Genomic DNA, 22,296 nt, shown 5'->3' on the forward strand with positions numbered 1-22,296 from the left:
GCCCCTATCCACCACGGACAGAGGGATGCCAAAACGTGACGGCTCTTTCGACAAGAGCGACCACGCCATAAAAGACCGAACCCGCAAGTGCTGCAACTGCGATTTCGGCCCAGACCATGTCGATGTTCATCCGCCCGACCTCGGTCGAGATGCGGAAGCCCATGCCGACGACGGGCGTGCCGAAGAACTCGGCGACGATGGCGCCGATCAGCGCCAGCGTCGAGTTGATCTTCAGCGCGTTGAAGATAAAGGGGGCGGCTGCCGGCAGCCTGAGCTTGATCAGTGTCGGCCAGTAGCCCGATGCATAGGTGCGCATCAGGTCGCGCTCCATATGACCTGATGCGGCGAGCCCGGCGACGGTGTTCACCAGCATCGGGAAGAACGTCATGATGATGACGACCGCCGCCTTGGACTGCCAGTCGAAGCCGAACCACATGACCATGATGGGCGCCACGCCGATGATCGGCAGCGCCGAGACCATGTTGCCGATCGGCAAAAGCCCACGCCGCAGGAAGGGCACGCGGTCGGTGAGGATGGCGGTGATGAAGCCGGCGCCGCTGCCGACGACATAGCCGAAGATCACCGCCTTGAAGATGGTCTGCCGCACATCGGCGCCGAGCACCGGCAGCGAACCGGCAATGCGCGCGCCGATGGCGCTCGGCGGCGGCAACAGGATGAAGGGAATGCCGGCGCCGCGCGTCACCGCTTCCCAGATGATCAGGATCCAGGCTCCGAAGATGGCGGGGATGATCAGGCGCAGCGCGTTGCGGGCCGAGCCCGCCATCGGGCGAAGCCCCGACAGCACCGCCACGCAGCGCCAGCCAAGCAGCCAGGCGGCCGTGAGCAGCAGGAAATACGGCGCCAATGCCGTGCCTTCGAACCCCGCAATGCCCGAGATCAGCAGCGAGGCAACGAGATGGGCGCCGACAAACAGCACGCCGGCCTCCGCGAGCGATGGAATCCTGACCATCGAGACCAGCGCCGCCAAGATCGCCAGGCCGAGCATCAAGCCCTTGGTTCCGAGATAGGGATAGTTGATGCTGGCGGTCGGGTCCGCAAGCGCTGCCGCTTCCGGCTTCGACATCGCGCCGAGCGCGATTGCGATCACGCACAACACGATCGCCAGCACGGCTTGCCACGAAGGTTTCAGCCAGTTCATGCCGACCTCCCGCCCATGGCGCGGTCGACGATGCGCCCGGCCATGCCAACCACCATGACCAGCAGTGCCGCCACGATGGAACCCGCGACCAGAGCCGACCAGATGTCGATGGACTGGCTGTAATATGCGCCGGCGAGCAGCTTGGCACCGATGCCGGCGACCGCACCGGTCGGCAGTTCGCCGACGATGGCGCCGACCAGGCTCGCGGCCACCGCCACCTTCATAGAGGTGAACAGGAACGGTACCGAGGCCGGCACGCGCAGCTTCCAGAAGGTCTGCGAGGGGCTGGCATTGTAGGTGTGCATCAGGTCGAGATGCATGATTTCGGGCGAGCGCAGCCCCTTCACCATGCCAACCGTCACCGGGAAGAACGACAGATAGGTCGAGATCATCGCCTTCGGGATCAGCCCGGTGACGCCGATCGCCGCCAACACCACAATGATCATCGGCGCCACCGCCAGGATCGGAATCGTCTGCGAGGCGATGATCCACGGCATCAGGCTGCGGTCGAGCGTCGCCACATGCACGATGCCGACGGCGATGATGATGCCGAGCGCCGTGCCGAAGGCAAAGCCGAGCAGCGTCGACGACAGCGTCACCCACGCATTGTAGACGAGGCTGCGGCTAGAGGTGATGGGCCGCAGAAATGTGTTCTCGAAGAAGTTCATCGCCACCTGATGCGGCGCCGGCAGCGTCGGCTTCGGCTGCGCCAGTGTCTTGCCGATGAACTCGACGGTGCCGGGCGTTTCGTTGGCCCGGGTGTCGAGATCGCGCTGGAACGGCGCGTTGAGGATGACGGCGAAGACGTACCAGAGCACGACCACGCCGGCGAGGATCGAGGTCACGGGGACGAGCTTGTCGCGGAAGCTATCCATCTAGCGCTTCGCCTCAATCATCATAGCTGTGCCCTGCCCTCAAACCATCGCGCACGCGCGCGGCGATCGCCAGGAACTCGGGCGTCTCGCGGATATCGAGCGGCCGCTCCTTGGGCAGCGTCGATTCAATGATGTCGCTGACCCGGCCAGGGCGCGGCGACATGACGACGATGCGCGTCGACAGATACACGGCTTCCGGAATCGAGTGGGTGACGAAGCAGATGGTCTTGTTGGTGCGCGCCCACAACTGCAGCAATTGCTCGTTGAGGTGGTCGCGAACGATCTCGTCCAGCGCGCCGAACGGTTCGTCCATCAACAGCAGATCGGCGTCGAAGGCCAGCGCTCGGGCGATCGAGGCGCGCTGCTGCATGCCGCCGGAAAGCTGCCAGGGGTACTTCTTCTCGAAGCCCGCGAGGTTGACGAGGTCGAGCGTGCGCTTGATGCGCTCCGCCTGCTCGGCCTTCGACAGGCCCATGATCTCCAGCGGCAGGGCGACATTGCGCTCGATGGTGCGCCACGGAAACAGCGCGGCGGCCTGGAAGACATAGCCATAGGCGCGTTTCTCGCGTGCCTGCTCCGCGGTCATGCCGTTGACCGAGATCGTGCCCGAGGTCGGCTTCTCCAGATCGGCGATGACGCGCAGCAGCGTGGTCTTGCCGCAGCCGGACGGTCCGATGAAGGAGACGAACTCCCCCTTGCCGATGGTCAGATCGACATTGGACAGTGCCTGGACGGGGCCGTCATTGGTCTGGAAGGTGAGGCCAAGTTTGCTTGCCGCGACGACGGCTGGCGAAATCCCTGTCATCGGCTGCTGCCTGCCTGTTCCCGCCAAAGGGGCGCCGGCAGGAATCCGATTGCTTTTATCGCGATGTTGTTTTCCACTCGCCCTGTCCCATTGGCCCTGTTCCACGCAAATCGACGCCCGGAGTTCCCCGATGTCGCCCAAACCCACTTGTCATCTTATCCGCCCTGAAAGCACTTATGAAGGCAAGCAGGGATTGACCTATTTCGCCGGCATCGCCACGGAGTCGGTCGGCTCCTCCGGCATCTGCATGCATGTGCTCACCATGCCGCCCGGCGCCCGCGCCAAGGCGCATCTGCACGAGAACCATGAAACGGCGATCTACGTGCTCTCCGGCGAGGTCCATACCTGGTATGGCGACCGGCTCGAGCACCACATCGTCGTCAAGGCCGGCGACCTCTTCTACATTCCGGCCGGCGTACCGCATCTGCCGGCCAATCTGAGCAACGCTCCGTCCTCCGCCGTCATTGCGCGCACCGACCCCAACGAACAGGAGAGCGTCGTCCTGCTGCCGGAACTGGATGCGCTGGTCGCCTGAGGTCGACGGGATCGCCGTCATTTGCACCGCGAGACTTCCCCCATCACATTGCCTTCCGCATCGGCGATCGTCAGCTTCTTGCCGTTCTTGGCACTGCGCTTGATGGTGAAATTGGTCGGCGCCTGTCCCTCGTCGCCTTCCGCCTCACATGTCGCTGTCACCACCAGCGATCCGTCGGCCTGCGCTTGCGTCTTCGTGAACGTGCAGGCGCTGGCGGCGGTAATCAATTCCTTGTCGGTCAAAAGCAGCATCTGATCGGCGGCGACTTCCTGGCCGTTGCGGTTGATGCAGCCATATTTGTCGCCATAGGGTTTCGACAGATCAATGCTTGCCGCGGAAGCCTGACCGGCAGCCAACACAAGCGTCATCGCAACAGACAAGCCGAAACCGCGCATACTCATCCCCCAGGTCCCAATGCTCAAACGTCACGAACATGATTGCAGCGGCCCCAGTTCCTCAAGGCCGGGAATGGTGACGAAGAAGCCATCCGCACCCTTGTTGGTGACCACAATTGTTTCGATCGTCGTTCCTGCCTCGCCTTCGGCGGAACACGTAGAACGCAGCGACTGCGGACCCGGTACCGGGGCCAATTGCTGCTCGAACCGGCAACCGCTGCCATAGGTCTCGATGCCTTCCGCGGTCAGGAGGATGTAGGCATCACTGTTCTGGTAACCGGCCTTGATGCCGGCACAGCCGACATCATTGCCCCAGGAGCCTGCCAGCACGCCAGCCGCGCTCGCCGGGCCACCGGCAACTGCCGCCAAGACCATCGAGATGAGCGCGGCCGAACGCGCCAAGCTTAAACCCCCGTCGCCGGGATGCCGGTGCGTTCCACCTTGCGCGGCGCGGTGATCTCTTTCCACGTCGACAGCGCCCGGTTGACCGCGGCGTTCGGCTCGCGGCCGACGAATTGGCCGTGACCGGGCTTGGCCTTCACCTCCGCCTCCTCGATCGACAATTCGCCGCGCGAGAACACGAAGCGCGGCAGGCCGGTCACCTCGACGCCTTCGAAGACGTTGTAGTCGATCACCGACTGCTGCTTCTTCGAGGTGATGGTTTTCTTGCGCTTCGGATCCCAGACGATGATGTCGGCGTCAGCGCCTTCGACGATAGCGCCCTTCTTCGGATACATGTTGAGGATCTTGGCGATGTTGGTCGAGGTCACCGCGACGAACTCGTTCATCGTCAGCCGCCCGGTGTTGACGCCCTTGGTCCACAGCACCGGYAGACGGTCTTCGAGGCCGCCTGTGCCGTTGGGGATCTTGGTGAAATCGCCGACGCCGAAGCGCTTCTGCTTGGTGGTGAAGGCGCAATGGTCGGTCGCCACCACCTGCAGCGACCCAGCCTGCAGGCCGGCCCACAGCGAATCCTGATGCAATTTGTTGCGGAAAGGCGGGCTCATCACCCGGCGCGCCGCATGGTCCCAGTCCTTGTTGAAATACTCAGTCTCGTCGAGCGTCAGATGCTGGACCAGCGGTTCGCCGAACACCCGCATGCCCTTTTGCCGTGCCCGCCGAATGGCCTCATGCGCCTGCTCGCAGGAGACATGCACGACATAGAGCGGCACGCCGGCCATGTCAGCAATCATGATGGCGCGATTGGTCGCCTCGCCCTCCACTTCGGGCGGTCGCGAATAGGCGTGACCTTCCGGACCGTTGTTGCCCGCGGCCAGCAGCTTCTGCGAGAGGGCCGCGACCACGTCGCCATTCTCGGCATGCACCAGCGGCAGCGCGCCAAGGTCGGCGCAGCGCTGGAACGACGCATACATCTCGTCGTCATCCACCATCAGCGCGCCCTTGTAGGCCATGAAGTGCTTGAACGAGGTGATGCCTTTGTCGACGACGGTCGCCATCTCGTCGAACACCTGCTTGCCCCACCAGGTGATGGCCATGTGGAAGGAATAGTCGCAGGCAGCCTTGGAGGTCTTGTTGTCCCACATCTGCAGGGCCTCCAGCAGCGACTGCTGCGGCGCCGGCAGGCAGAAATCGACCACCATCGTCGTGCCGCCGGCAAGGGCGGCCCGCGTGCCGGATTCGAAATCGTCGGCCGAATAGGTGCCCATGAACGGCATTTCGAGATGCGTGTGCGGGTCGATGCCGCCCGGCATGACATAGCAACCGGTGGCGTCATACTCATGGTCGCCATGCAGGTCCGAACCGATGGCGACGATCTTGCCGTGGCTGAACAGCACGTCGGCCTTCCAGCTGCGGTCGGCGGTGACGACGGTGCCGTTCTTGATGACTTTGGTCATTGTCTTGTTCCCTTGTTCTCTTCGCGCTTCTTTGCGAGCGTCGTTTGGAATCTAGATGGCTAAGTTCACTCCACGATGACGGCGGTCTCCACCACCGCGTGGAACAGCACGTCGGCGCCGGCGCCGGCCCATTCCTTGGTGATCTCCTCGGCTTCGTTGTGGCTCAACCCATCGACACAAGGACACATAACCATTGCGGTCGGCGCGACGCGGTTGATCCAGCAGGCGTCGTGGCCGGCGCCCGAGACGATGTTGCGGTGCGTATAGCCAAGCCGGTCGGCGGCATCGCGGATGGCCTTGACGCAGCCGGCATCAAAAGTGACGGGATCGAAATGGCCGACTTGCTCAACCTTGTACTGGATGTCGAGCGCCTCGCAGATCGTGTCGATGCCTTCGCGGACGCGCGCATCCATGGCGTCGAGCACTTCCTTCTCGGGCGAGCGGATGTCTATGGTGAAGACGGTGCGGCCAGCGATGATGTTGCGCGAATTTGGATAGGCTTCCATATGGCCAACCGCCCCGACGGCGTCGGGCTGGTAGTCCATGGCGATCTCGTGCACCAGCTCGATCACGCGGGCCATGCCGAGCCCGGCATTGCGGCGCTTGGGCATCGGCGTCGAGCCGGTATGGGCTTCCTTGCCGGTCAGCGTCACCTGCAGCCATTTCAGGCCCTGGCCATGGGTGACGACGCCGATGTCGATGTCCTCGTCCTCGAGGATCGGCCCCTGCTCGATATGCAGTTCGAAGAAGGCGTGGATCTTGCGATCGCCGACCTTCTCGGTGCCCTTCCAGCCGATGCGCTCCAGCTCCTCGCCGAATTTCTTGCCGTTCTTGTCCGTGTGTCCATAGACGTCGGCCTGGTCGAGCACACCGGCGAACACGCCCGACGCCATCATCGCCGGTGCGAAGCGCGCGCCTTCCTCGTTGGTCCAGTTGGTGACGACGATCGGATGTTTTGTCTTGATGCCGAGATCGTTGAGCGAGCGCACGATCTCCAGGCCGCCAAGCACGCCGAGCACGCCATCATATTTGCCGCCGGTCGGCTGCGTATCGAGATGGCTGCCGACGTAAACCGGCGGCAGGCTGGGGTCGGTGCCTTCGCGGCGGGCAAACATCGTGCCCATCTCGTCGACACCCATTTCGAGCCCGGCGGCATCGCACCAGCGCTTGAACAGATGCCGGCCCTCGCCGTCCTCGTCGGTCACGGTCTGGCGATTGTTGCCGCCGGCAATGCCGGGGCCGATCTTCGCCATCTCCATTATCGAATCCCACAAACGGTCTGAATTGATTCGCAGATTCTCGCCGGGTGCGGCCATTCAAAGTCCTTCCATTTCAAGATCTGGGCGGGTGGCGGTTCCCATCGCCACCCACCCAGGTAAAAGCAAGTTTAGTCGATCGACCTCAGCACTTCACGCACATGGTCGATCAGTTCGTTGATCTGGCCCTTGGTGATGATCAGCGGCGGCGACAGCGCGATGATGTCGCCGGTGGTGCGGATCAGCGCGCCGCGCTCGAACGCCTTGACGAAGGCCGAGAAGGCACGCTTGGTCGGGCTGCCGGCGATCGGCGCCAGCTCGATCGCGCCGATCAGGCCGATGTTCCTGATGTCGATGACATGCGGCTCGCCCTTCAGCGAGTGCAGCGCGTCTTCCCAATAGGGCGCCAGTTCTTCACCACGGGTGAGCAGGCCCTCTTCCTTGTAGGTGTCGAGCGTACCCAGGGCCGCGGCGCAGGCAATCGGATTGCCCGAATAGGTGTAGCCGTGGAAGAACTCGATCATGTGCTCGGGGCCGGTCATGAAGGCGTCGTGGATTTCCTTCTTCACGAACACCGCGCCCATCGGGATGACGCCGTTGGAGACGCCCTTGGCGGTGGTCATGATGTCGGGCGTGACGCCGAAATAGTCGGCCGCGAACGGCGCGCCGAGACGGCCGAAACCGGTGATGACCTCGTCGAAGATCAAAAGGATGCCGTGCTTGGTGCAGATTTCGCGCAGCTTCTGCAGATAGCCCTTGGGCGGCAGGATGACGCCGGTGGAGCCGGCGACCGGCTCGACGATGACGGCGGCGATGGTCGAGGCGTCATGCAGGGCAACGATGCGCTCCAGTTCGTTGGCGAGCTCCGCGCCATATTCCGGCACGCCCTTCGAGAAGGCGTTCTTTTCCGGCAGATGCGTGTGCGGCATGTGGTCGACGCCGCCGAGCAGCGTGCCGAACATCTTGCGGTTGGAGACGATCCCGCCGACCGAGATGCCGCCGAAATTGACGCCGTGATAGCCGCGCTCGCGGCCGATGAGACGGGTACGCGCGCCCTCGCCCTTCATGCGGTGATAGGCAATCGCCATCTTCAGCGCCGTTTCGACCGATTCCGAACCGGAATTGGTGAAGAAGACATGGTCCATGCCCTTGGGCGCGATGTCGACCAGGCGGTTGGCCAGCTCGAACACGATCGGATGACCCATCTGGAAGGCTGGCGCGTAATCGAGTTCGGCGACCTGGTGCTGGATCGCCTCGGTGATCTTCGGCCGGCAGTGGCCAGCATTGACGCACCACAGACCGGCGGTGCCGTCGAGCACCTTGCGGCCATCGCTGGTCGTGTAATGCATGTCCTTGGCGGACACGAACATGCGTGGCGCCTGCTTGAACTGCCGGTTTGCCGTGAACGGCATCCAGAATGCACTGAGATCGTTCGGCGTGACTTTCAGCCGGTTGGACATGACCAAGACTTCCCCTTGTAACCTGTTTCGGTGCGTCCAACGCTTGGTCCTTGCGCCATTTTCATGCTACGCAAATTTTTGACCGATTGGACAAACGTTAGCACCGCCCTGTCGGCGGTCAAGGGATTACTAGCGGAAATGCGGCTCCTGAAGTGCGTTCCACAGCCTAGGGAAAAACTGGTCCAGAGAATTGGTCCAGATGACCTTGAATGCGAGATTTGGCAACATGAGGGTTCGCAACGGTGAACACCGGCACGGAAGCCCCTCGCCGCACGCGCATCCAGCAGGAAAAGCGCGAACTCATCCTGGAGGCCGCGCTCGAAGTGTTCTCCACCCATGGCTTCCGCGGCTCGACCATCGACCAGATCGCCGAAGCGGCCGGCATGTCGAAGCCCAACCTGCTCTATTACTTCCGCCGCAAGGAGGACATTCACGAGACGTTGATGCAGCGCCTGCTCGACACCTGGCTGGCGCCGCTGCGCGAACTCGACGACATCGGCGATCCGATGACCGAGCTGCGCAGCTATATCAGGCGCAAGCTCGAAATGGCGCGCGATTTCCCGCGCGAGAGCCGGCTGTTCGCCAACGAAATCCTGCAAGGCGCGCCGCGCATCATGCCGCTGCTGGCGGGCGAATTGAAAACGCTGGTCGATGAGAAAGCCGCCGTCATCAAGGGTTGGATGCGCGCCGGCAAGATCGCGAAGACCGATCCCTGGCACCTGATCTTCTCGATCTGGGCAACGACGCAGCACTACGCCGATTTCGACGTCCAGGTGCGCGCCGTGCTCGGGCCGAACCGTGGCGGCGACGGCCGCTTCGAGGACGCGGCAAGGTTCCTGGAGCAGTTGTTTCTTGAGGGGCTGAAGCCGAAGGGCTGACCCTGCCACGACGGCTCAGGCGCTACGCCGCTCGGCGGGGAGCGCGTCCAGCAAGGACTGCAGCTTGACGATCGAGTTCTGCTCGGCGAGCGGCGTGTAGACGATAAGCCTCATGTCAGAACCATCGTCGATCGACAGGCTCATGTGCTCGAATGTCATCGCACCCGCAATGGGGTGCCGCACATGCTTCACACCCGTCAGTCTTCGCGCCACGTCCCGCAGAGGCCACCAGTCACGGAACTCGGGGCTCGAGCGCATCATCAGCGCGATCAGCCGGTCGAAATCGGGATCACCGACATATTTGGCGCTTTCCGCGCGAAACGACGCGAGCACCACGCGGGCGAGTTCTTCCCAGTCGACCAGCAGACGGCGGTGGTGCGGGCTGGTGAACACCATGTGGACGATGTTGCGAGCGTCACCCTCCAGCAGGCCGTAGTCGCCGAACACCGCGACGGCCGCTCTGTTCCAGGCGAGTACGTCCCAGCGCCGACCAACGACGTAGGCGGGTTGCAGGACGAGGCTTTGCAACATGTGCAGCAAGGGACCATCGGCCTTCTCCGGCGCGGCGACGCGGCGCTCCGGCTGCTGACGCCCGGCAAGGATGAACAGGTGCCGCTTCTCGACGGCATCGAGGCGCAGCGCACCGCTAAGCGCCGTCAGCACCTCCACCGAAGGTCGCACGTCCCTGCCCTGTTCCAACCAAGTGTACCAGGTGGTGCCGACACCGGCGATCATCGCCACCTCTTCGCGGCGCAAGCCTGGCGTGCGGCGCCTGAGACCAGTCGAGATGCCGGTCGCCGAGGGTGTCAGCCTTTCGCGGCGCGAGCGCAGGAAAGCCCCAAGCTCGCGCCGGCGGCTGTCTTCAGCGGAATGAGACGGAGCATCCATGACGCGTACTATAGCAGTATTGATACCAGGATAAAGTTTGAACTGTTTGAGATCGGCCAGACGTCCCATCTTGCCTTCAGAGCAGCAGACAGGAGGCTCTGGACATGGACCTGAAAGACAAGACAATCCTCATCACCGGCTCGACCGACGGCGTCGGCCGCGTCGTCGCGCAAAGGCTGGGTGCCGACGGCGCCCGGGTGCTGGTGCATGGCCGCGATGCGGCGCGCGGCAAGGCAGCGGTCGCCGAGATCGAATCGGCCGGCGGCAAGGCCGAGTTCCTCGCCGCCGACCTTGCTTCGCTGGCCGAAATTCGCCACCTCGCCGAGGCGGTACGTGCCCGAACGAACCGGCTCGATATCCTCATCAACAATGCCGGCATCGGCACGGCAGGCGCCAAGCGGCAGGTCAGCGCCGATGGCTACGAATTGCGTTTCGCCGTCAACTATCTTGCCGGCTTCCTGTTGACCTCGGAGCTTCTGCCGCTGCTGAAGGCCAGCGCTCCGGCGCGCATCGTCAACGTCGCCTCGGCCGGCCAGCAGGCGATCGATTTCGGCGACGTGATGCTCACCCACGGCTATAGCGGCGTACGCGCCTATTGCCAGAGCAAGCTGGCGCAAATCCTGTTCACCGTCGATCTGGCGGAACAGCTGAAAGGCACCGGCGTCATCGTCAACGCGCTGCATCCGGCGAGCTACATGAACACCACCATGGTCCGGCAGGCCGGCGTGACGCCATGGAGTTCGGTCGAGACCGGCGCCGAAGCCATCGTCAACCTTGCCGCCTCACCCGCGCTCGCAGGCCGCAGCGGCCTCTATTTCGACGGACTGCGCGAAACCCGCGCCGATGCCCAGGCTTACGACGCCAGGGCACGGCAACAATTGCGAAAGCTGAGCCTCGACCTTATCGGCCCGGCCTCCTCAAAATCGAAGGACCTGAATTCATGAGCGACAGAACGGAACACACAGTCATTATCGGCGGCTCGTCCGGCATCGGCCTGGCGACCGCGCGAAAACTGCTCGGCCCGGGCATGAAGGTGACGATCACAGGGCGCAACCAGGACAAGCTTATCAGCGCCTGGAAGAGCCTCGGCGGCGCCGCCGACAAGGCTGCGTTCGATGCGTCGAAACCGCATGAGGTCCACCAGTTCTTCGAGCGCCTCGGCCCGTTCGACCACCTCGTCCTGGCGGCCAGCGGCGGCAAGGGCCTTGGCCCGTTCGAGACGCTTGACCTTGCCGATATCGGCAGCGGCGTCGAAGAGAAGGTGCGGCCGCAACTGTCCTGCCTGCAGGCGGCATTGCCGACGCTTAACAGATCTGGATCGGTGACCTTCATATCTGCGGTGTCGGCTCAGGCCACAATGCCCGGCATCGCGGGTATCGGCGCGATAAACGGCATGCTCTTGACCGTGGTGCCGATCCTGGCGGTCGAGCTGAAGCCCCTGCGCGTCAACGTCGTGGCGCCCGGCGTCATCGACACGCCGTGGTGGGATTTTCTGGCGGACGACCAGCGGCAGGCGGTCTTTGCTGAATATGCCGGCAAGACGCCGGTCGGCCGCATCGGCCGCGCCGAGGATGTCGCCTCGGCGATAGCCTTCCTCGTCTCAAACGGCTTCATGACCGGCCAGGTGCTGACCTGCGATGGTGGGTTGCGGTTTGCGGCCTGACTCCTGCCCCTAAAGCGACTGAGCGATCAACGTCAGGAAACCGCCGCCCAGCGCGACATTGCCGACGAAGCCGTTGATGCGCGCCGCGCGGTCCGGGCCTTGGTGGTCCCAGAAATTGTGGAACATCGGCGTGGCGGCAATCAGGAACAGCACCAGCACCGCGCAGGCGGTTGCCGTCCACAGGCCGGCCATCACCAGGAGACCGGCGATGATCTGGAGCACAATGCCGGCCCACAGCGCCAATCGCGCTTGCGGCACGCCGCGCGCCGCCATCAGCCCGGTCAGGAAGACCGCGTTCTGGATGTTGCGCAGGCCGGCGAAGACGAAGGCGCCGCCAAGCAGCAGGCGGCCCAGAAACAACAAGGTCGATGGCAAATCGGCAGGCATAAAACACTCCCTTTGAAACAATGGGGAGCGCCGTCTCCTCGACGGCGCTCCAATAGCGATAAGATTAGGCGGCCTTGGCGGCCGGCATCGGATGAATGGCCTGGAACGGGACGCAGAGCCGATTCCAGGTGTTGATCATGCCGAGCGCCACCGACAGCTTGACCAACTCCTCTTCCGAGAAATGCTCAAGCGTGCGGGCATAGAGCTCATCCGACACACCATTGTTGGCGATCAGGGTCACCGCCTCGGTCCAGGCGAAAGCGGCGCGCTCGCGTTCGGAAAACAGCGGCGATTCCTTCCAGGCCGCGACGAGATAGAGCCGCTGCTCGGTTTCGCCGTCGCGCCGCGCCTCGCGGCTGTGCATCTCGACGCAGAAGGAACAGCCGTTGATCTGCGAGGCCCTGAGCTTGATCAGATGCAACAGGCTGACCTCCAGCCCGCATTCGTCGACCGCCTTGTTCAGCGCCGACACCGCTTTCATGATCTCCGGCGCCTTGGCGAAGAATTGCATCCTCTGTTTCATCGAATGTCCTTTCACATCTGCTTTTGGGGGGTTGAACTGGATTTCTGCGGCCGCTGGTGGCGCGCCACGAAAGCGCAACTGGCGGCAAAGGATCGCGGATCGCCTTCTGCCGCGTAATCCGCCACGATGTCGGACAGCTTCACTTCAGCAAGCGCTGCCCGATAGGCGCGCTCGGCCTTGAGCATCGCGGCATTGATGCCGCAGGGTTTGACATAGGCCGAGGCATCGATCTTGACCGGACCGTTGCGGCGGATCTCACCGCAGCGGAATGCCGGTTCGCGCCCTTCTATGGCCAGCACGATATCGAGCAGAGTGATGCGTTCGGCCGCCCGCGCCAGCCGATAGCCACCCGCCGGCCCCGGCACCGATTCCAGGATGCTCGCGGCGGTCAGCATGTTGAGATGCTTTAGCAGATAGCTCGCCGACAGGCCGAAACACTCAGCGAGAGCAGCGCCCGGCATGGTGCTGTTGCCCTCGACGCTCGCCAGCGTGGCGGTGCAGTGGATGGCCGCCTCAACGCCCTCGCCCAGCTTCATGATGCCGATCTCCCTTTCGTGGATATCTTTTATCGTGGATATTTCTTATCTGCAATAGGAAAGTGAAAAACGGCGCCCGAAGGCGCCGCTTTTTTGTTGAATGCCGCCCCTACTCCGCGGCCACCTTGGCCATCGGGTTGTTCGGATGCGTCGTCCAGTTGGCGTAGATCGGCGACACCGGCTTGCCGGTGCGCTGGTCCATGACGCCGGCGGCCAGCGGCTCCATGGTGATGCAGTTCTCGACCGGGCAGACATTGACGCACAGATTGCAGCCGACGCATTCGGCCTCGATCACCTCGAAATGCCTCACGCCATCGACCATGCTGGTGATCGCCTGGTGCGAAGTGTCCTCGCAGGCGATGTGGCAGCGGCCGCATTTGATGCAGGCGTCCTGGTCGATATGCGCCTTGGCGACATAGTTGAGGTTGAGATACTGCCAGTCGGTGACGTTGGGCGTGGCGCGGCCGATAATGTCGTCGAGCGAGCGGTGGCCCTTCTCGTCCATCCAGTTTTCGAGACCCGCGATCATCTCCTGCACGATCTTGAAGCCGTAGGTCATCGCCGCCGTGCACACCTGCACATTGCCTGCGCCGAGCGCCAGGAATTCGGCCGCGTCGCGCCAGGTGGTGATGCCGCCAATGCCCGAGATCGGCAGGCCGTGTGTCTCCGGATCACGCGCGATTTCGGCCACCATGTTCATGGCGATCGGCTTCACCGCTGGGCCGCAATAGCCGCCATGCGAGCCTTTGCCGTCGATGGTCGGCATCGGCGCGAAGCTGTCGAGGTCGACACCGGTGATCGAATTGATGGTGTTGATCAGCGACACCGCGTCCGTGCCGCCGGCATGCGCCGCACGCGCGGGCTTGCGGATATCGGTGATGTTGGGCGTCAGCTTGGTGATGACGGGCATGCGCGTATACTGCTTGCACCAGCGCACCACCATTTCGATATATTCCGGCACCTGGCCGACGGCGGCACCCATGCCGCGTTCCGACATGCCGTGCGGGCAGCCGAAATTGAGCTCGATGCCGTCGGCGCCGGTCTCCTCGACCAGCGGCAGGATGGCTTTCCAGCTTGCCTCTTCGCAAGGCACCATGATCGAAGCGATCAGCGCCCGATCGGGCCAGTCCATCTTGACCTGCTTCATCTCGCGCAGATTGGTCTGAAGGTCACGATCAGTGATCAGTTCGATGTTGTTGAGGCCGAGCAGGCGCCGGTCGGCGCCCCATATCGCGCCATATCGCGGGCCGTTGACGTTGACGACCGGCGGGCCTTCCTCGCCCAGCGTCTTCCACACCACGCCGCCCCAGCCTGCCTTGAAGGCGCGGATGACATTGTAGGCCTTGTCGGTCGGCGGCGCCGAGGCCAGCCAGAACGGATTTGGCGATTTGATGCCGACGAAATTGTTGCGGAGGTCTGCCATGACAGGTCCCTTTCAGCCGAGACGAAGAAGCAGTTCAACGGGTGCGAGAATACCGCCTTCAAGCGCGGCGGTGACATTGGCGATCTTGGTATGGGCGTCTTCGCCCATGACGAGGCCGACGCCGGGCGGCGGCTTCTTGCCTTCCGCTTGCGCGGCGGCCATCCGGGCACGCGTCGCGGCGAAGAATTCGACGGCGAAAGCACCGCGCCGCCGCTCGGCGACGACGGAGAAGCCGGAAGCCGTGGCAGCCGAGCGATAGTCGTCGGGCGTGGCAACGAAGGACATGCTCTCGTCCGAAGCCCATGGCAGCGGATAGGTCAGCGCGCCGTCCTTGAGCCGCATCACGTCGTAGACGGCGAAGACGCCGCCCGGCTTGAGCACACGCGCGGCCTCGCCCATCAGCTTTTTCTTGTCGGGAAGGTTCATGCCGACATGCAGGATCATGGCCGCGTCGAAGCCAGCATTGGCGAACGGCATGTCCAGCGCGCTGCCTTGCACGAAGTGCGTCCTGTCGGCCATTTCAGTGCGCTTCGACAGGCTGGTCGCGATATCGACATAACTTTGCGTGAGATCGATGCCGGTGACATCGGCCCCGGCTTCGTTGGCGGCAAAACGGGCGGGACCGCCCACGCCGGAACCAATATCGAGCAGCATGGCTCCTGGTTTCAGCCCCATCTGCCCGATGAGTTCCCTTGTGGCGGCGATACCGCCAATGTGGAATTCGTCGACCGCTTCGAGATCGCCGGCACGCAGATGGGCAACGTCCAAGCCCGTATCGGCGAGCGCGGCAAGGATGCGCTGCTCGAGACCCGCTATGTCGTAGTGACGGGCGATGCCCGGTTCCACCGTGGCCATGATGCTTATCCCTGCGTCAGACTCCTGTGTATGCTTTCCGCCGCATCGCGCCCTTGCGCCACGGCCGAAACGGTCAGGTCGTCACCGCCAAAGATGCAGTCGCCGCCGGCCCAGACTTTCGCCAGCGAGGTGCGCCCTTCCCCATCGACCTTTATACGCCCGGCTTCGAGCTCGATCGAGGCCTCGCTGCCGTTGAGCGCGGCCGGGACAAAGCTCTGGCCGATCGCCTTGAACACCTGGTCGGCGACGAGCGTCAGCGTCTCGCCGGTACCGGCAAGCTTGTCGCCCTTCAATGCCGTGTATTCGAGTTCGATGCCCGACACTTGGCCGGCGTCAGCGATCACCCGCTTCGGCTGCAGCCAATGGCGTATGGTGACGCCGTTGGCGGCGGCCAGGTCCTGCTCGAACCCGGAGGCGTTCATATGCTCCTGGCCGCGACGGTAGCAGATCGTCACCTCCTCGGCGCCGAGCAGCTTCGACTGCACGGCGGCGTCGATCGCCGTCATGCCGCCGCCGATGACGACGACGCGGCGGCCGACAGGCAGGCTGGCGAGATCGCCGGCCTGGCGCAGCTCGGCGATAAACTCTACCGCATTGGTGACGCCGGCGGCATCCTCGCCATCGGCGCGCAGCGCGTTGACGCCGCCAAGCCCCATGCCGAGGAACACCGCGTCATAATTGCGGATCAGGTCGGAGAGCTGGTAGTCGCGGCCGAGCGCCTTGCCGTTCTGGATGTCAATGCCGCCGATCGCCGTGACATAATCGACCTCGGCCTGGGCGAAATTGTCGACGCTCTTATAGGCGGCGATGCCGTATTCGTTGAGGCCGCCGGCCTTCGGCCGCGCCTCCAATATGGTCACGTCATGGCCATGGCGGGCGAGCCGGTGCGCGGCGGCAAGGCCGGCCGGGCCGGCGCCGACCACGGCAACCGTCTTTCCGGTCGGCTCCGGGCGAGGATAGAACTGCTTGTTCTCGGCCATGGCGACATCGGTGGCGTAGCGTTGCAGGCGGCCGATCTGCACCGGCTTGCCTTCCGCCACCTCGCGCACGCAGACCTCTTCGCAAAGCGTCTCGGTCGGGCAGACGCGGGCGCACATGCCGCCCAAAATGTTCTGGTCGAAGATCGTCTTGGCCGAACCGATCGGATTGCCGGTCGAGATCTGGCGGATGAACAGCGGGATGTCGATCGAGGTCGGACACGCGTTCATGCACGGCGCGTCGTAGCAGAAATAGCAGCGGTCGGATTCGACCAACGCCTCGTGATGATCGAGCGGCGGATGCAGGTCGGAAAAATTGTCCGCATACTGCTCGGCTGGAAGCCGGCCGCCGACGATACCTTCCTTGAACTGGCCTTCTGGCATTGTCAGTTCCCCATGTTTTCGTTTTGGGGAAGGCTAGCACGTTTTATTTTTTTATCAATTGGTCAATTTTTGGCACAAGCTGCTGAAAAGGCTCGATAAAAACATGATTTTTTTACTCATGTTATGCAGTGGACGGCTGCTCTTGCCTGGGTGCGCTACCCTCGTCGACCGGCCGGCCATGGAGTGCCCGGACCTCGTCCGCCACCAGTTCCTGCAGTCGCCACAGATTTCGGTCATGGATGCCGAACGCTTCGAGATGGCTGACCGTGTTGTAGAGATATTCGGCGCCGGAACCGATATGGCCGCAGGCCCTGGCCAATATGCTCGCCACTCTGTCCAGCGGCTGGCTGAGCGACGTTCCCCTGCCCTTCACGCCGACCCAGAAACCCAGCGCCCGCAGCGCGCCTTGCGCCGTATGCACCGGCAGCCACCTGACCGAGCTGACGCTCTCATGGTCGCTGATCTCGCGGCGCAGCAGCCTTTCGATCTGCGCCGGCTTTTCACCCTCCGGTAATCGGTAGATCACGCCGTTGCAGCGACCGCCGCGTTCGAGCGCCATCATCAGCCCCGGCTGCGCAGCACTGCCGCGCCAGCGGACCATGTCGAGGCAGAAGGAGCGATGCCAGCCGAAGGCCGTGGCGAGCCGTTGCTCGACCGATTCGAATTCCGGCTTCCAGATCAGCGAGCCGTAGGCAAACACCCACAGCGGCCCCTCATCCGCTTCGCCGGACAGCCGCGATGCAAGGGTCTGGAAATCCCCGTCCTTCAGCTCCGTCCAACTCAAGTCTGGGCCAGGATCGGCCTCTTCCCTGTGGCACAGTGCGACAAGCTCCGGCGTGAGCGACATCTGGCGCATGAACACCCCCTTTGCCGTAGAGAAATCTAAAATCGCGGGGCACGCAACCGGGAACGCATGTCATGGGCAGGCATTATTGTCCGGGCGGTTGTCGGAATCCCGTATCCTGGATCGTCCTGCGGTGGATCGGACAACGATCGATGCTGAACCGTGAGGAGACCGACCATGCCGAAATCCCCAATGCCCTTCTTCTGGTACGAGCTGATGACTTCCGACCTCGACGCCGCCGAGGCCTTTTACACCAAGGTTGTCGGCTGGACGGCGCAGCCCTTCGACAAAGCGCCCGGCATGCCGCGCTACATCGTCATGAATGTCGGCGAGCGTGGCGTCGGCGGGCTGATGACGATGCCCGAGGATGTCAGGAAGATGGGAGCGCCGCCGGCCTGGCTGGGCTACATCCATACCAACGACGTGGACGCCTCGACCAAATCCTTGAAAGCCGCCGGCGGCGGCGTTCACTGCGAACCCAGCGACATTCCGGGCGTCGGCCGCTTCGCCGTGGTCGCCGACCCGCAAGGCGCGACCTTCATGTTCCTGCAGCCCAACGGCCCCGACCAGCCCGTCGTGCCGGCCAGCACACCCGGCCATATCGGCTGGCACGAGCTCTACACCAGCGACTGGAAGGCCGCGTTCGACTTCTATTCCGGCCAGTTCGGCTGGACCAATGCCGGTGATTTCGACATGGGCCCGATGGGCATCTACCAGACGTTTACGGCCGGCCCCGAGTCCGGCGGCGGCATCATGAACAAGCCTGCGCAAATCCCCGTCCCGGTCTGGCAGTTCTATTTCAACGTCACCGGCATCGACGCGTCCGCAAGACGCGTCACCGACAATGGCGGCAAGATCTTGATGGGCCCGATGGAGGTGCCCGGCGGCAGCTGGATCGTGCAGTGCCAGGATCCGCAGGGCGCGCATTTCGCGCTGATGGCGCCGGTGCGCTGACGGCAGCTTCGCCGGCACGAAGCGGCGGCCTTTCATCTCACCACCGATGAAAGGCCGTATTGCTCTATTTGCCGCTCTATTCCGGCGTCAGCACCGCAACCTTCAGCTCGGCCTTTTTCGCCCCGCTGAACTGAACGATGGCCGGTCCAGCCGCGAGCTTGAAGCGCACGCTCTTGCGGATGCCGGGGCAGGTTTTCACACCGCTGTAGCCGGCCGACTTGATGGCCTTGCCGTCCTGGATGACGTCGATCCAGGCTTCGCCCGACAGGCTGATCTGAATGGCTCCGCTGGCCGGCACCTCCACGCTGGCGACGGCACCGAACGTGCCCCCCGCCGGCGCGCGCTCGGGCGGCAGCGTAAAACCGGCTTTGTCCGCCGGAACCAATGCCAGATCCGCGGCGGCACCCACCGCCAGCTCCGCTCCAGCCGGCGTTGCGGGCGCCGCGGCAAACAGCGCCTGTTCCCGCGTCACCGGCCATTTGAAGGCCTCGCAACCGGCGTCCTCGGCCATGGCCAAGCTGGTGCCTGCAAGGAGTGCGAATAGGCTGACGACGAGTTTTTTCATGGCAAGAGAACCCACAGGTTTAGAGTGCCCACATCAATACAACCATAGCGATACAAATGCAACCCTGACGAGAACGATATGAAAGGGCATACCGGAGCACATTTCCAATCACCGATTGTTGATGGCGCGCCATGGGAAGTGAATGGTCCATCGTCGGACCATGATCTATGGCCGGGCCGGGAGGGCGAAAAGGAGTTCAGATGAAGCTTTTTGATGGCCTCTCCAGATACCTGCCGCAGGCACTCGGCGTGCTGCGCATCATGACCGCGCTGCAGTTCATCGAACATGGCAGCCAGAAACTGTTCAACTTCCCCGTAAGCGCCCAGCCTCACGCCCTCACCGGGTTGACGACAGCCGCCGGCATCCTCGAATTCGCCGGCGGCATCCTGCTGGCGCTCGGCCTGTTCACACGCCCGGTGGCGTTCCTTCTGGCCGGCGAAATGGCGATCGCCTATTTCATGGCGCACATGCCGCGTGACTTCTTCCCGGTCAACAACAGCGGCGACGCGGCAATCTCCTTCTGCTTCATCTTCCTCTATCTGGTCTTCGCCGGCGCCGGCGCCTTTGCGCTGGACAATCGCAGCGAGGCCTGATGTCCCCGCTGGGGATGAACCTTCACCCCCGCATGCGCTCAAAATTCGCGTCGAACAGCGGGGCTGCCTGAATACGCGCCGCATGGCGCTTGCCCAGCAACTCGATCTCGAAGCCGTCGCTCTCGTCGGCGATCTCCTTCGGCACATAGCCGACGGCGACCGACTTCTTTGAATGATGGGCGTAGCCGCCCGACGTCACCCAGCCGCGCACCGCGCCGCCGAACCAGATCGGTTCGTCGCCGATGACATCGGCATCGTCGGCGTCGACAATGAAGCTGCGCAGCCGCAATTTGCCGCCTTGCTTGCGCTCGGCCAGCGCTGCCGTCTTGCCGATGAAATCCGCCTCCTTGCCATAGGCGACGAAGCGGTCGAGCCCGGCTTCGAGCGGCCCGTAGATCGGACGGTATTCGCGTCCCCATGAGCCATAGTTCTTCTCCAGCCGCAGCGCAGTGAGCGCGCGCGAGCCGAACAGGCCGATACCGAATTCCGCGCCCGCTGCCGTCAGCGCATGATAAGCCGCGCGCTGATATTCCGGCGCCACCCAGATCTCGTAGCCGAGATCGCCGGTGTAGCTGACGCGGCCGACCAGGCACGGCGCCATGCCGATATCCATCCTGGCCACCGCCATGAACGGAAACGCCGCATTGGAGACATCGGCGCGGCTGACCTTGGCCAGCACTTCCCGCGCCTTGGGGCCGGCAATGGCAAGGCCGGTGAGTTTCGCGCCCAGCGCCTCGATATGAACCGAACCGTCGCCAGGCAGATGCGCCTCGAACCAGCGCATATGGTACTGCTCGGCAATGCCGGAGCCGGCGAGGAACCAGCCATCGCTGCCCAGATTGGCCAGCGTGAAATCGCCGATCAGCCTGCCGTCATCCTTCAGCATCGGCGCCAGCGTCATGCGGCCGGGTTTCGGCAATTTGCAGGCGAGCAGGCGGTCGAGCCAGGCCGACGCCCCCTCGCCCGTAACCTTATATTTGGCAAAGCTCGAAATCTCCGACAGGCCGACGCCGTCGCGCACCGTCGCGACTTCCCTGGCGACATGGGAAAAATCGCTGGAACGGCGCCAGGAGAACTCGTCCTTGACGCCTTCCGGCGCGTACCAGAGCGGCACTTCCAGCCCATAGGCGACGCCAAACTGTGCGCCCTTGGCCGACAGCAGATCGTAGACCGGCGTCGTCTTCAGCGGCCGTCCGGCGGGCAGCTCCTCATTGGGGAAGCGGATCGAAAAGCGCCGGGAATAGTTTTCGCGCACCTTGGCGTTGGTGTAGGCCATCGTCGCCCAGTCGCCATAGCGCGCCACATCCATGGCCCAGATATCGGCGCCAGGGTCGCCTTCGATCATCCAGTTGGACAGCGCCAGCCCGACGCCGCCGCCCTGTGAGAAGCCGGCCATGACCCCGCAGGCGACCCAGAAGCCCGGCAGGCCGCGCACCGGCCCGACCAGCGGGTTGCCGTCGGGCGCGAAGGTGAAGGGCCCGTTGATGATCTGCTTGATGCCGGTGTTCTGGAAGGCCGGGAAATGCCGGAACCCGACCTCCAGCGACGGCGCGATGCGGTCGATGTCGGGCGCCAGCAATTCATGGCCGAAATTCCAAGGCGTCTGGTATTCCGACCACGGCTTGTTGGCTTTCTCGTAGGTGCCCATCAGCATGCCGCCGCGCTCCTGGCGCAGATAGAGCTCGCCATCGAAATCGACCGCATGGATGATCTCGGTGCCGGTCTTGGCGTTCCAGGCGGCGACTTCCGGCATGTCCTCGGTGATCAGGTACATGTGCTCCATGGCCAGCACCGGCAATTCGAGCCCGACCATGCGGCCGACCTCGCGCGCCCACAGGCCGCCGGCATTGACGACATGCTGGGCCACCACCTCGCCCTTGTTGGTGATGACGCGCCATAGGCCGTCGGGCCGCCGCACAATGTCCTCGACCTTGGTGAAGCGTTCTACTTCCGCCCCAAGCTTCCGCGCGGCCTTGGCATAGGCATGGGTGACGCCGGAGGGATCGAGATGCCCATCCTCCTTGTTGCGGACGGCGCCAACGAACTGCTTGGGGTCGAGCAGCGGCATCAGTTCGGCGGCCTCTTTCGCAGAGATCACTTCCAGGTCGATGCCGAGATAGCGGCCCTTGGCGACGACACCGCGCAGCCAGTCCAGCCGTGCCTCGGTCGCCGCGAGCAGCACGCCGCCGGTCAGGTGCACGCCGGTCGCCTGGCCTGACAGTTCCTCGATCTCCTTGTAGAGGCTGATCGTGTATTTCTGCAGCTTGGCGACGTTGGGGTCGCCATTGATCGTGTGCATGCCGCCCGCCGCGTGCCAGGTCGAGCCTGATGTCAGCTCGTCGCGCTCCAGAAGCACCACGTCGGTCCAGCCATGGCGAGCGAGATGAAACAGCACGGAACACCCGACGACGCCGCCGCCAATGACCACGACCTTTGCATGCGATTTCATGGATTTTTCTCTGATATCAGTGAGTTGTATGGGTGA

24 protein-coding genes are annotated in these 22,296 nt (G+C 63.7%); 6 read left to right on the forward strand and 18 right to left on the reverse strand.

Annotated elements, in window-relative coordinates; genetic code table 11:
• Positions 1-4: 4 nt before the first annotated feature.
• The 3 genes from AB4Z43_RS03885 to AB4Z43_RS03895 are packed head-to-tail and all read right to left on the reverse strand — an operon-like array spanning position 5 to position 2,839.
• Positions 5-1,159: an ABC transporter permease gene (locus AB4Z43_RS03885; RefSeq protein ID WP_069092503.1), complete on the reverse strand. Its 1,155-nt coding sequence runs from the start codon at positions 1,157-1,159 to the stop codon at positions 5-7.
• Positions 1,156-2,034 (reverse strand): ABC transporter permease, encoded by an 879-nt coding sequence (locus AB4Z43_RS03890; protein WP_069092504.1) that lies wholly within the window; start codon positions 2,032-2,034, stop codon positions 1,156-1,158. The genes AB4Z43_RS03885 and AB4Z43_RS03890 overlap by 4 nt, the downstream gene beginning before the upstream one ends.
• Before the next feature lie 13 nt (positions 2,035-2,047).
• The gene (locus tag AB4Z43_RS03895; protein WP_069092505.1) at positions 2,048-2,839 is read right to left on the reverse strand and encodes an ABC transporter ATP-binding protein; all 792 of its coding nucleotides are present in this window, start codon (positions 2,837-2,839) and stop codon (positions 2,048-2,050) included.
• A 130-nt stretch (positions 2,840-2,969) separates the two neighbouring features.
• On the opposite strand from AB4Z43_RS03895, the gene AB4Z43_RS03900 reads away from it, so the two are divergent.
• Entirely contained in the window at positions 2,970-3,374 is a 405-nt protein-coding gene (locus tag AB4Z43_RS03900; protein WP_015317160.1) for a cupin domain-containing protein, read from the forward strand.
• Positions 3,375-3,391: 17 nt separating this feature from the next.
• Here the strand turns inward: AB4Z43_RS03900 and AB4Z43_RS03905 are convergent, their stop codons facing one another.
• The 5 genes from AB4Z43_RS03905 to AB4Z43_RS03925 all read right to left on the reverse strand — a co-directional run bounded on the left by AB4Z43_RS03905 (position 3,392) and on the right by AB4Z43_RS03925 (position 8,341).
• Positions 3,392-3,769, reverse strand: coding sequence for a hypothetical protein (locus tag AB4Z43_RS03905; protein WP_441935986.1), 378 nt, complete (start codon positions 3,767-3,769; stop codon positions 3,392-3,394).
• 30 nt (positions 3,770-3,799) lie between these two features.
• The gene (locus tag AB4Z43_RS03910; protein ID WP_441935987.1) at positions 3,800-4,171 is read right to left on the reverse strand and encodes a hypothetical protein; all 372 of its coding nucleotides are present in this window, start codon (positions 4,169-4,171) and stop codon (positions 3,800-3,802) included.
• Between the two features lie 2 nt (positions 4,172-4,173).
• Positions 4,174-5,625 (reverse strand): dihydropyrimidinase, encoded by a 1,452-nt coding sequence (gene hydA / locus AB4Z43_RS03915; RefSeq protein WP_441935989.1) that lies wholly within the window; start codon positions 5,623-5,625, stop codon positions 4,174-4,176.
• A gap of 65 nt (positions 5,626-5,690) precedes the next feature.
• Positions 5,691-6,941, reverse strand: a complete 1,251-nt coding sequence (locus AB4Z43_RS03920) for a Zn-dependent hydrolase (RefSeq protein ID WP_019859161.1) — start codon at positions 6,939-6,941, stop codon at positions 5,691-5,693.
• A gap of 71 nt (positions 6,942-7,012) precedes the next feature.
• Positions 7,013-8,341, reverse strand: a complete 1,329-nt coding sequence (locus AB4Z43_RS03925) for an aspartate aminotransferase family protein (protein WP_441935991.1) — start codon at positions 8,339-8,341, stop codon at positions 7,013-7,015.
• A gap of 242 nt (positions 8,342-8,583) precedes the next feature.
• Here AB4Z43_RS03925 and AB4Z43_RS03930 point away from each other — a divergent pair, with 242 nt between their 5' ends.
• Positions 8,584-9,219, forward strand: a complete 636-nt coding sequence (locus AB4Z43_RS03930; protein WP_019859163.1) for a TetR family transcriptional regulator C-terminal domain-containing protein — start codon at positions 8,584-8,586, stop codon at positions 9,217-9,219.
• Between the two features lie 15 nt (positions 9,220-9,234).
• Here AB4Z43_RS03930 and AB4Z43_RS03935 read toward each other — a convergent pair whose 3' ends face one another.
• Positions 9,235-10,107 carry a helix-turn-helix transcriptional regulator gene (locus AB4Z43_RS03935; RefSeq protein ID WP_019859164.1) on the reverse strand — a complete coding sequence of 291 codons (873 nt, stop codon included), beginning with the start codon at positions 10,105-10,107 and terminating at the stop codon, positions 9,235-9,237.
• Between the two features lie 104 nt (positions 10,108-10,211).
• Between AB4Z43_RS03935 and AB4Z43_RS03940 the strand changes: the two genes are divergently transcribed.
• On the forward strand, positions 10,212-11,051 hold the full coding sequence (locus AB4Z43_RS03940; RefSeq protein WP_441935994.1) for an SDR family oxidoreductase: 840 nt from the start codon (positions 10,212-10,214) through the stop codon (positions 11,049-11,051).
• Positions 11,048-11,770, forward strand: coding sequence for an SDR family oxidoreductase (locus AB4Z43_RS03945; RefSeq protein ID WP_441935996.1), 723 nt, complete (start codon positions 11,048-11,050; stop codon positions 11,768-11,770). The genes AB4Z43_RS03940 and AB4Z43_RS03945 overlap by 4 nt, the downstream gene beginning before the upstream one ends.
• A 9-nt stretch (positions 11,771-11,779) precedes the next feature.
• Here the strand turns inward: AB4Z43_RS03945 and AB4Z43_RS03950 are convergent, their stop codons facing one another.
• The 7 genes from AB4Z43_RS03950 to AB4Z43_RS03980 all read right to left on the reverse strand — a co-directional run bounded on the left by AB4Z43_RS03950 (position 11,780) and on the right by AB4Z43_RS03980 (position 17,711).
• Positions 11,780-12,157, reverse strand: coding sequence for a DoxX family protein (locus tag AB4Z43_RS03950; protein ID WP_027047033.1), 378 nt, complete (start codon positions 12,155-12,157; stop codon positions 11,780-11,782).
• 64 nt (positions 12,158-12,221) lie between these two features.
• On the reverse strand, positions 12,222-12,680 hold the full coding sequence (locus AB4Z43_RS03955) for a carboxymuconolactone decarboxylase family protein (protein ID WP_019859170.1): 459 nt from the start codon (positions 12,678-12,680) through the stop codon (positions 12,222-12,224).
• Positions 12,681-12,691: 11 nt separating this feature from the next.
• The gene (locus tag AB4Z43_RS03960; RefSeq protein ID WP_010910321.1) at positions 12,692-13,216 is read right to left on the reverse strand and encodes an RrF2 family transcriptional regulator; all 525 of its coding nucleotides are present in this window, start codon (positions 13,214-13,216) and stop codon (positions 12,692-12,694) included.
• Positions 13,217-13,325: 109 nt separating this feature from the next.
• Entirely contained in the window at positions 13,326-14,639 is a 1,314-nt protein-coding gene (gene preA / locus AB4Z43_RS03965; protein WP_019859171.1) for an NAD-dependent dihydropyrimidine dehydrogenase subunit PreA, read from the reverse strand.
• A 12-nt stretch (positions 14,640-14,651) separates the two neighbouring features.
• Entirely contained in the window at positions 14,652-15,494 is an 843-nt protein-coding gene (locus AB4Z43_RS03970; RefSeq protein ID WP_441935999.1) for a class I SAM-dependent methyltransferase, read from the reverse strand.
• A 5-nt stretch (positions 15,495-15,499) separates the two neighbouring features.
• Complete coding sequence (locus tag AB4Z43_RS03975; protein ID WP_019859174.1) at positions 15,500-16,855, reverse strand: NAD(P)-dependent oxidoreductase; 1,356 nt, start codon at positions 16,853-16,855, stop codon at positions 15,500-15,502.
• A 121-nt stretch (positions 16,856-16,976) separates the two neighbouring features.
• A complete protein-coding gene (locus AB4Z43_RS03980; protein WP_027047034.1) occupies positions 16,977-17,711 on the reverse strand; it encodes a gamma-glutamylcyclotransferase in 735 nt (244 codons plus the stop codon).
• 165 nt (positions 17,712-17,876) lie between these two features.
• Between AB4Z43_RS03980 and AB4Z43_RS03985 the strand changes: the two genes are divergently transcribed.
• Positions 17,877-18,653, forward strand: a complete 777-nt coding sequence (locus AB4Z43_RS03985; protein ID WP_038647808.1) for a VOC family protein — start codon at positions 17,877-17,879, stop codon at positions 18,651-18,653.
• Between the two features lie 76 nt (positions 18,654-18,729).
• Here the strand turns inward: AB4Z43_RS03985 and AB4Z43_RS03990 are convergent, their stop codons facing one another.
• On the reverse strand, positions 18,730-19,218 hold the full coding sequence (locus tag AB4Z43_RS03990) for a hypothetical protein (RefSeq protein WP_080643765.1): 489 nt from the start codon (positions 19,216-19,218) through the stop codon (positions 18,730-18,732).
• A 200-nt stretch (positions 19,219-19,418) separates the two neighbouring features.
• Between AB4Z43_RS03990 and AB4Z43_RS03995 the strand changes: the two genes are divergently transcribed.
• Positions 19,419-19,811 carry a DoxX family protein gene (locus tag AB4Z43_RS03995; RefSeq protein WP_038647810.1) on the forward strand — a complete coding sequence of 131 codons (393 nt, stop codon included), beginning with the start codon at positions 19,419-19,421 and terminating at the stop codon, positions 19,809-19,811.
• Positions 19,812-19,833: 22 nt separating this feature from the next.
• Here the strand turns inward: AB4Z43_RS03995 and AB4Z43_RS04000 are convergent, their stop codons facing one another.
• On the reverse strand, positions 19,834-22,260 hold the full coding sequence (locus AB4Z43_RS04000; RefSeq protein WP_441936002.1) for a GcvT family protein: 2,427 nt from the start codon (positions 22,258-22,260) through the stop codon (positions 19,834-19,836).
• Between the last annotated feature and the right edge of the window lie 36 nt (positions 22,261-22,296).

Source organism: Mesorhizobium sp. 2RAF45, assembly GCF_052115225.1.
GTDB classification, from domain to species: domain Bacteria; phylum Pseudomonadota; class Alphaproteobacteria; order Rhizobiales; family Rhizobiaceae; genus Mesorhizobium; species Mesorhizobium jarvisii.

What these genes read in the sequence shown, in the direction of transcription:
- AB4Z43_RS03885 (WP_069092503.1), bottom strand. Translation starts at nt 1,159, where the DNA reads ATGAACTGGCTGAAACCTTCGTGGCAAGCCGTGCTGGCGATCGTGTTG.
- AB4Z43_RS03890 (WP_069092504.1), bottom strand. Translation starts at nt 2,034, where the DNA reads ATGGATAGCTTCCGCGACAAGCTCGTCCCCGTGACCTCGATCCTCGCC.
- AB4Z43_RS03895 (WP_069092505.1), bottom strand. Translation starts at nt 2,839, where the DNA reads ATGACAGGGATTTCGCCAGCCGTCGTCGCGGCAAGCAAACTTGGCCTC.
- AB4Z43_RS03900 (WP_015317160.1), top strand. Translation starts at nt 2,970, where the DNA reads ATGTCGCCCAAACCCACTTGTCATCTTATCCGCCCTGAAAGCACTTAT.
- AB4Z43_RS03905 (WP_441935986.1), bottom strand. Translation starts at nt 3,769, where the DNA reads ATGCGCGGTTTCGGCTTGTCTGTTGCGATGACGCTTGTGTTGGCTGCC.
- AB4Z43_RS03920 (WP_019859161.1), bottom strand. Translation starts at nt 6,941, where the DNA reads ATGGCCGCACCCGGCGAGAATCTGCGAATCAATTCAGACCGTTTGTGG.
- AB4Z43_RS03925 (WP_441935991.1), bottom strand. Translation starts at nt 8,341, where the DNA reads ATGTCCAACCGGCTGAAAGTCACGCCGAACGATCTCAGTGCATTCTGG.
- AB4Z43_RS03935 (WP_019859164.1), bottom strand. Translation starts at nt 10,107, where the DNA reads ATGGATGCTCCGTCTCATTCCGCTGAAGACAGCCGCCGGCGCGAGCTT.
- AB4Z43_RS03940 (WP_441935994.1), top strand. Translation starts at nt 10,212, where the DNA reads ATGGACCTGAAAGACAAGACAATCCTCATCACCGGCTCGACCGACGGC.
- AB4Z43_RS03945 (WP_441935996.1), top strand. Translation starts at nt 11,048, where the DNA reads ATGAGCGACAGAACGGAACACACAGTCATTATCGGCGGCTCGTCCGGC.
- AB4Z43_RS03950 (WP_027047033.1), bottom strand. Translation starts at nt 12,157, where the DNA reads ATGCCTGCCGATTTGCCATCGACCTTGTTGTTTCTGGGCCGCCTGCTG.
- AB4Z43_RS03955 (WP_019859170.1), bottom strand. Translation starts at nt 12,680, where the DNA reads ATGAAACAGAGGATGCAATTCTTCGCCAAGGCGCCGGAGATCATGAAA.
- AB4Z43_RS03960 (WP_010910321.1), bottom strand. Translation starts at nt 13,216, where the DNA reads ATGAAGCTGGGCGAGGGCGTTGAGGCGGCCATCCACTGCACCGCCACG.
- preA (WP_019859171.1), bottom strand. Translation starts at nt 14,639, where the DNA reads ATGGCAGACCTCCGCAACAATTTCGTCGGCATCAAATCGCCAAATCCG.
- AB4Z43_RS03970 (WP_441935999.1), bottom strand. Translation starts at nt 15,494, where the DNA reads ATGGCCACGGTGGAACCGGGCATCGCCCGTCACTACGACATAGCGGGT.
- AB4Z43_RS03975 (WP_019859174.1), bottom strand. Translation starts at nt 16,855, where the DNA reads ATGCCAGAAGGCCAGTTCAAGGAAGGTATCGTCGGCGGCCGGCTTCCA.
- AB4Z43_RS03980 (WP_027047034.1), bottom strand. Translation starts at nt 17,711, where the DNA reads ATGCGCCAGATGTCGCTCACGCCGGAGCTTGTCGCACTGTGCCACAGG.
- AB4Z43_RS03985 (WP_038647808.1), top strand. Translation starts at nt 17,877, where the DNA reads ATGCCGAAATCCCCAATGCCCTTCTTCTGGTACGAGCTGATGACTTCC.
- AB4Z43_RS03990 (WP_080643765.1), bottom strand. Translation starts at nt 19,218, where the DNA reads ATGAAAAAACTCGTCGTCAGCCTATTCGCACTCCTTGCAGGCACCAGC.
- AB4Z43_RS03995 (WP_038647810.1), top strand. Translation starts at nt 19,419, where the DNA reads ATGAAGCTTTTTGATGGCCTCTCCAGATACCTGCCGCAGGCACTCGGC.
- AB4Z43_RS04000 (WP_441936002.1), bottom strand. Translation starts at nt 22,260, where the DNA reads ATGAAATCGCATGCAAAGGTCGTGGTCATTGGCGGCGGCGTCGTCGGG.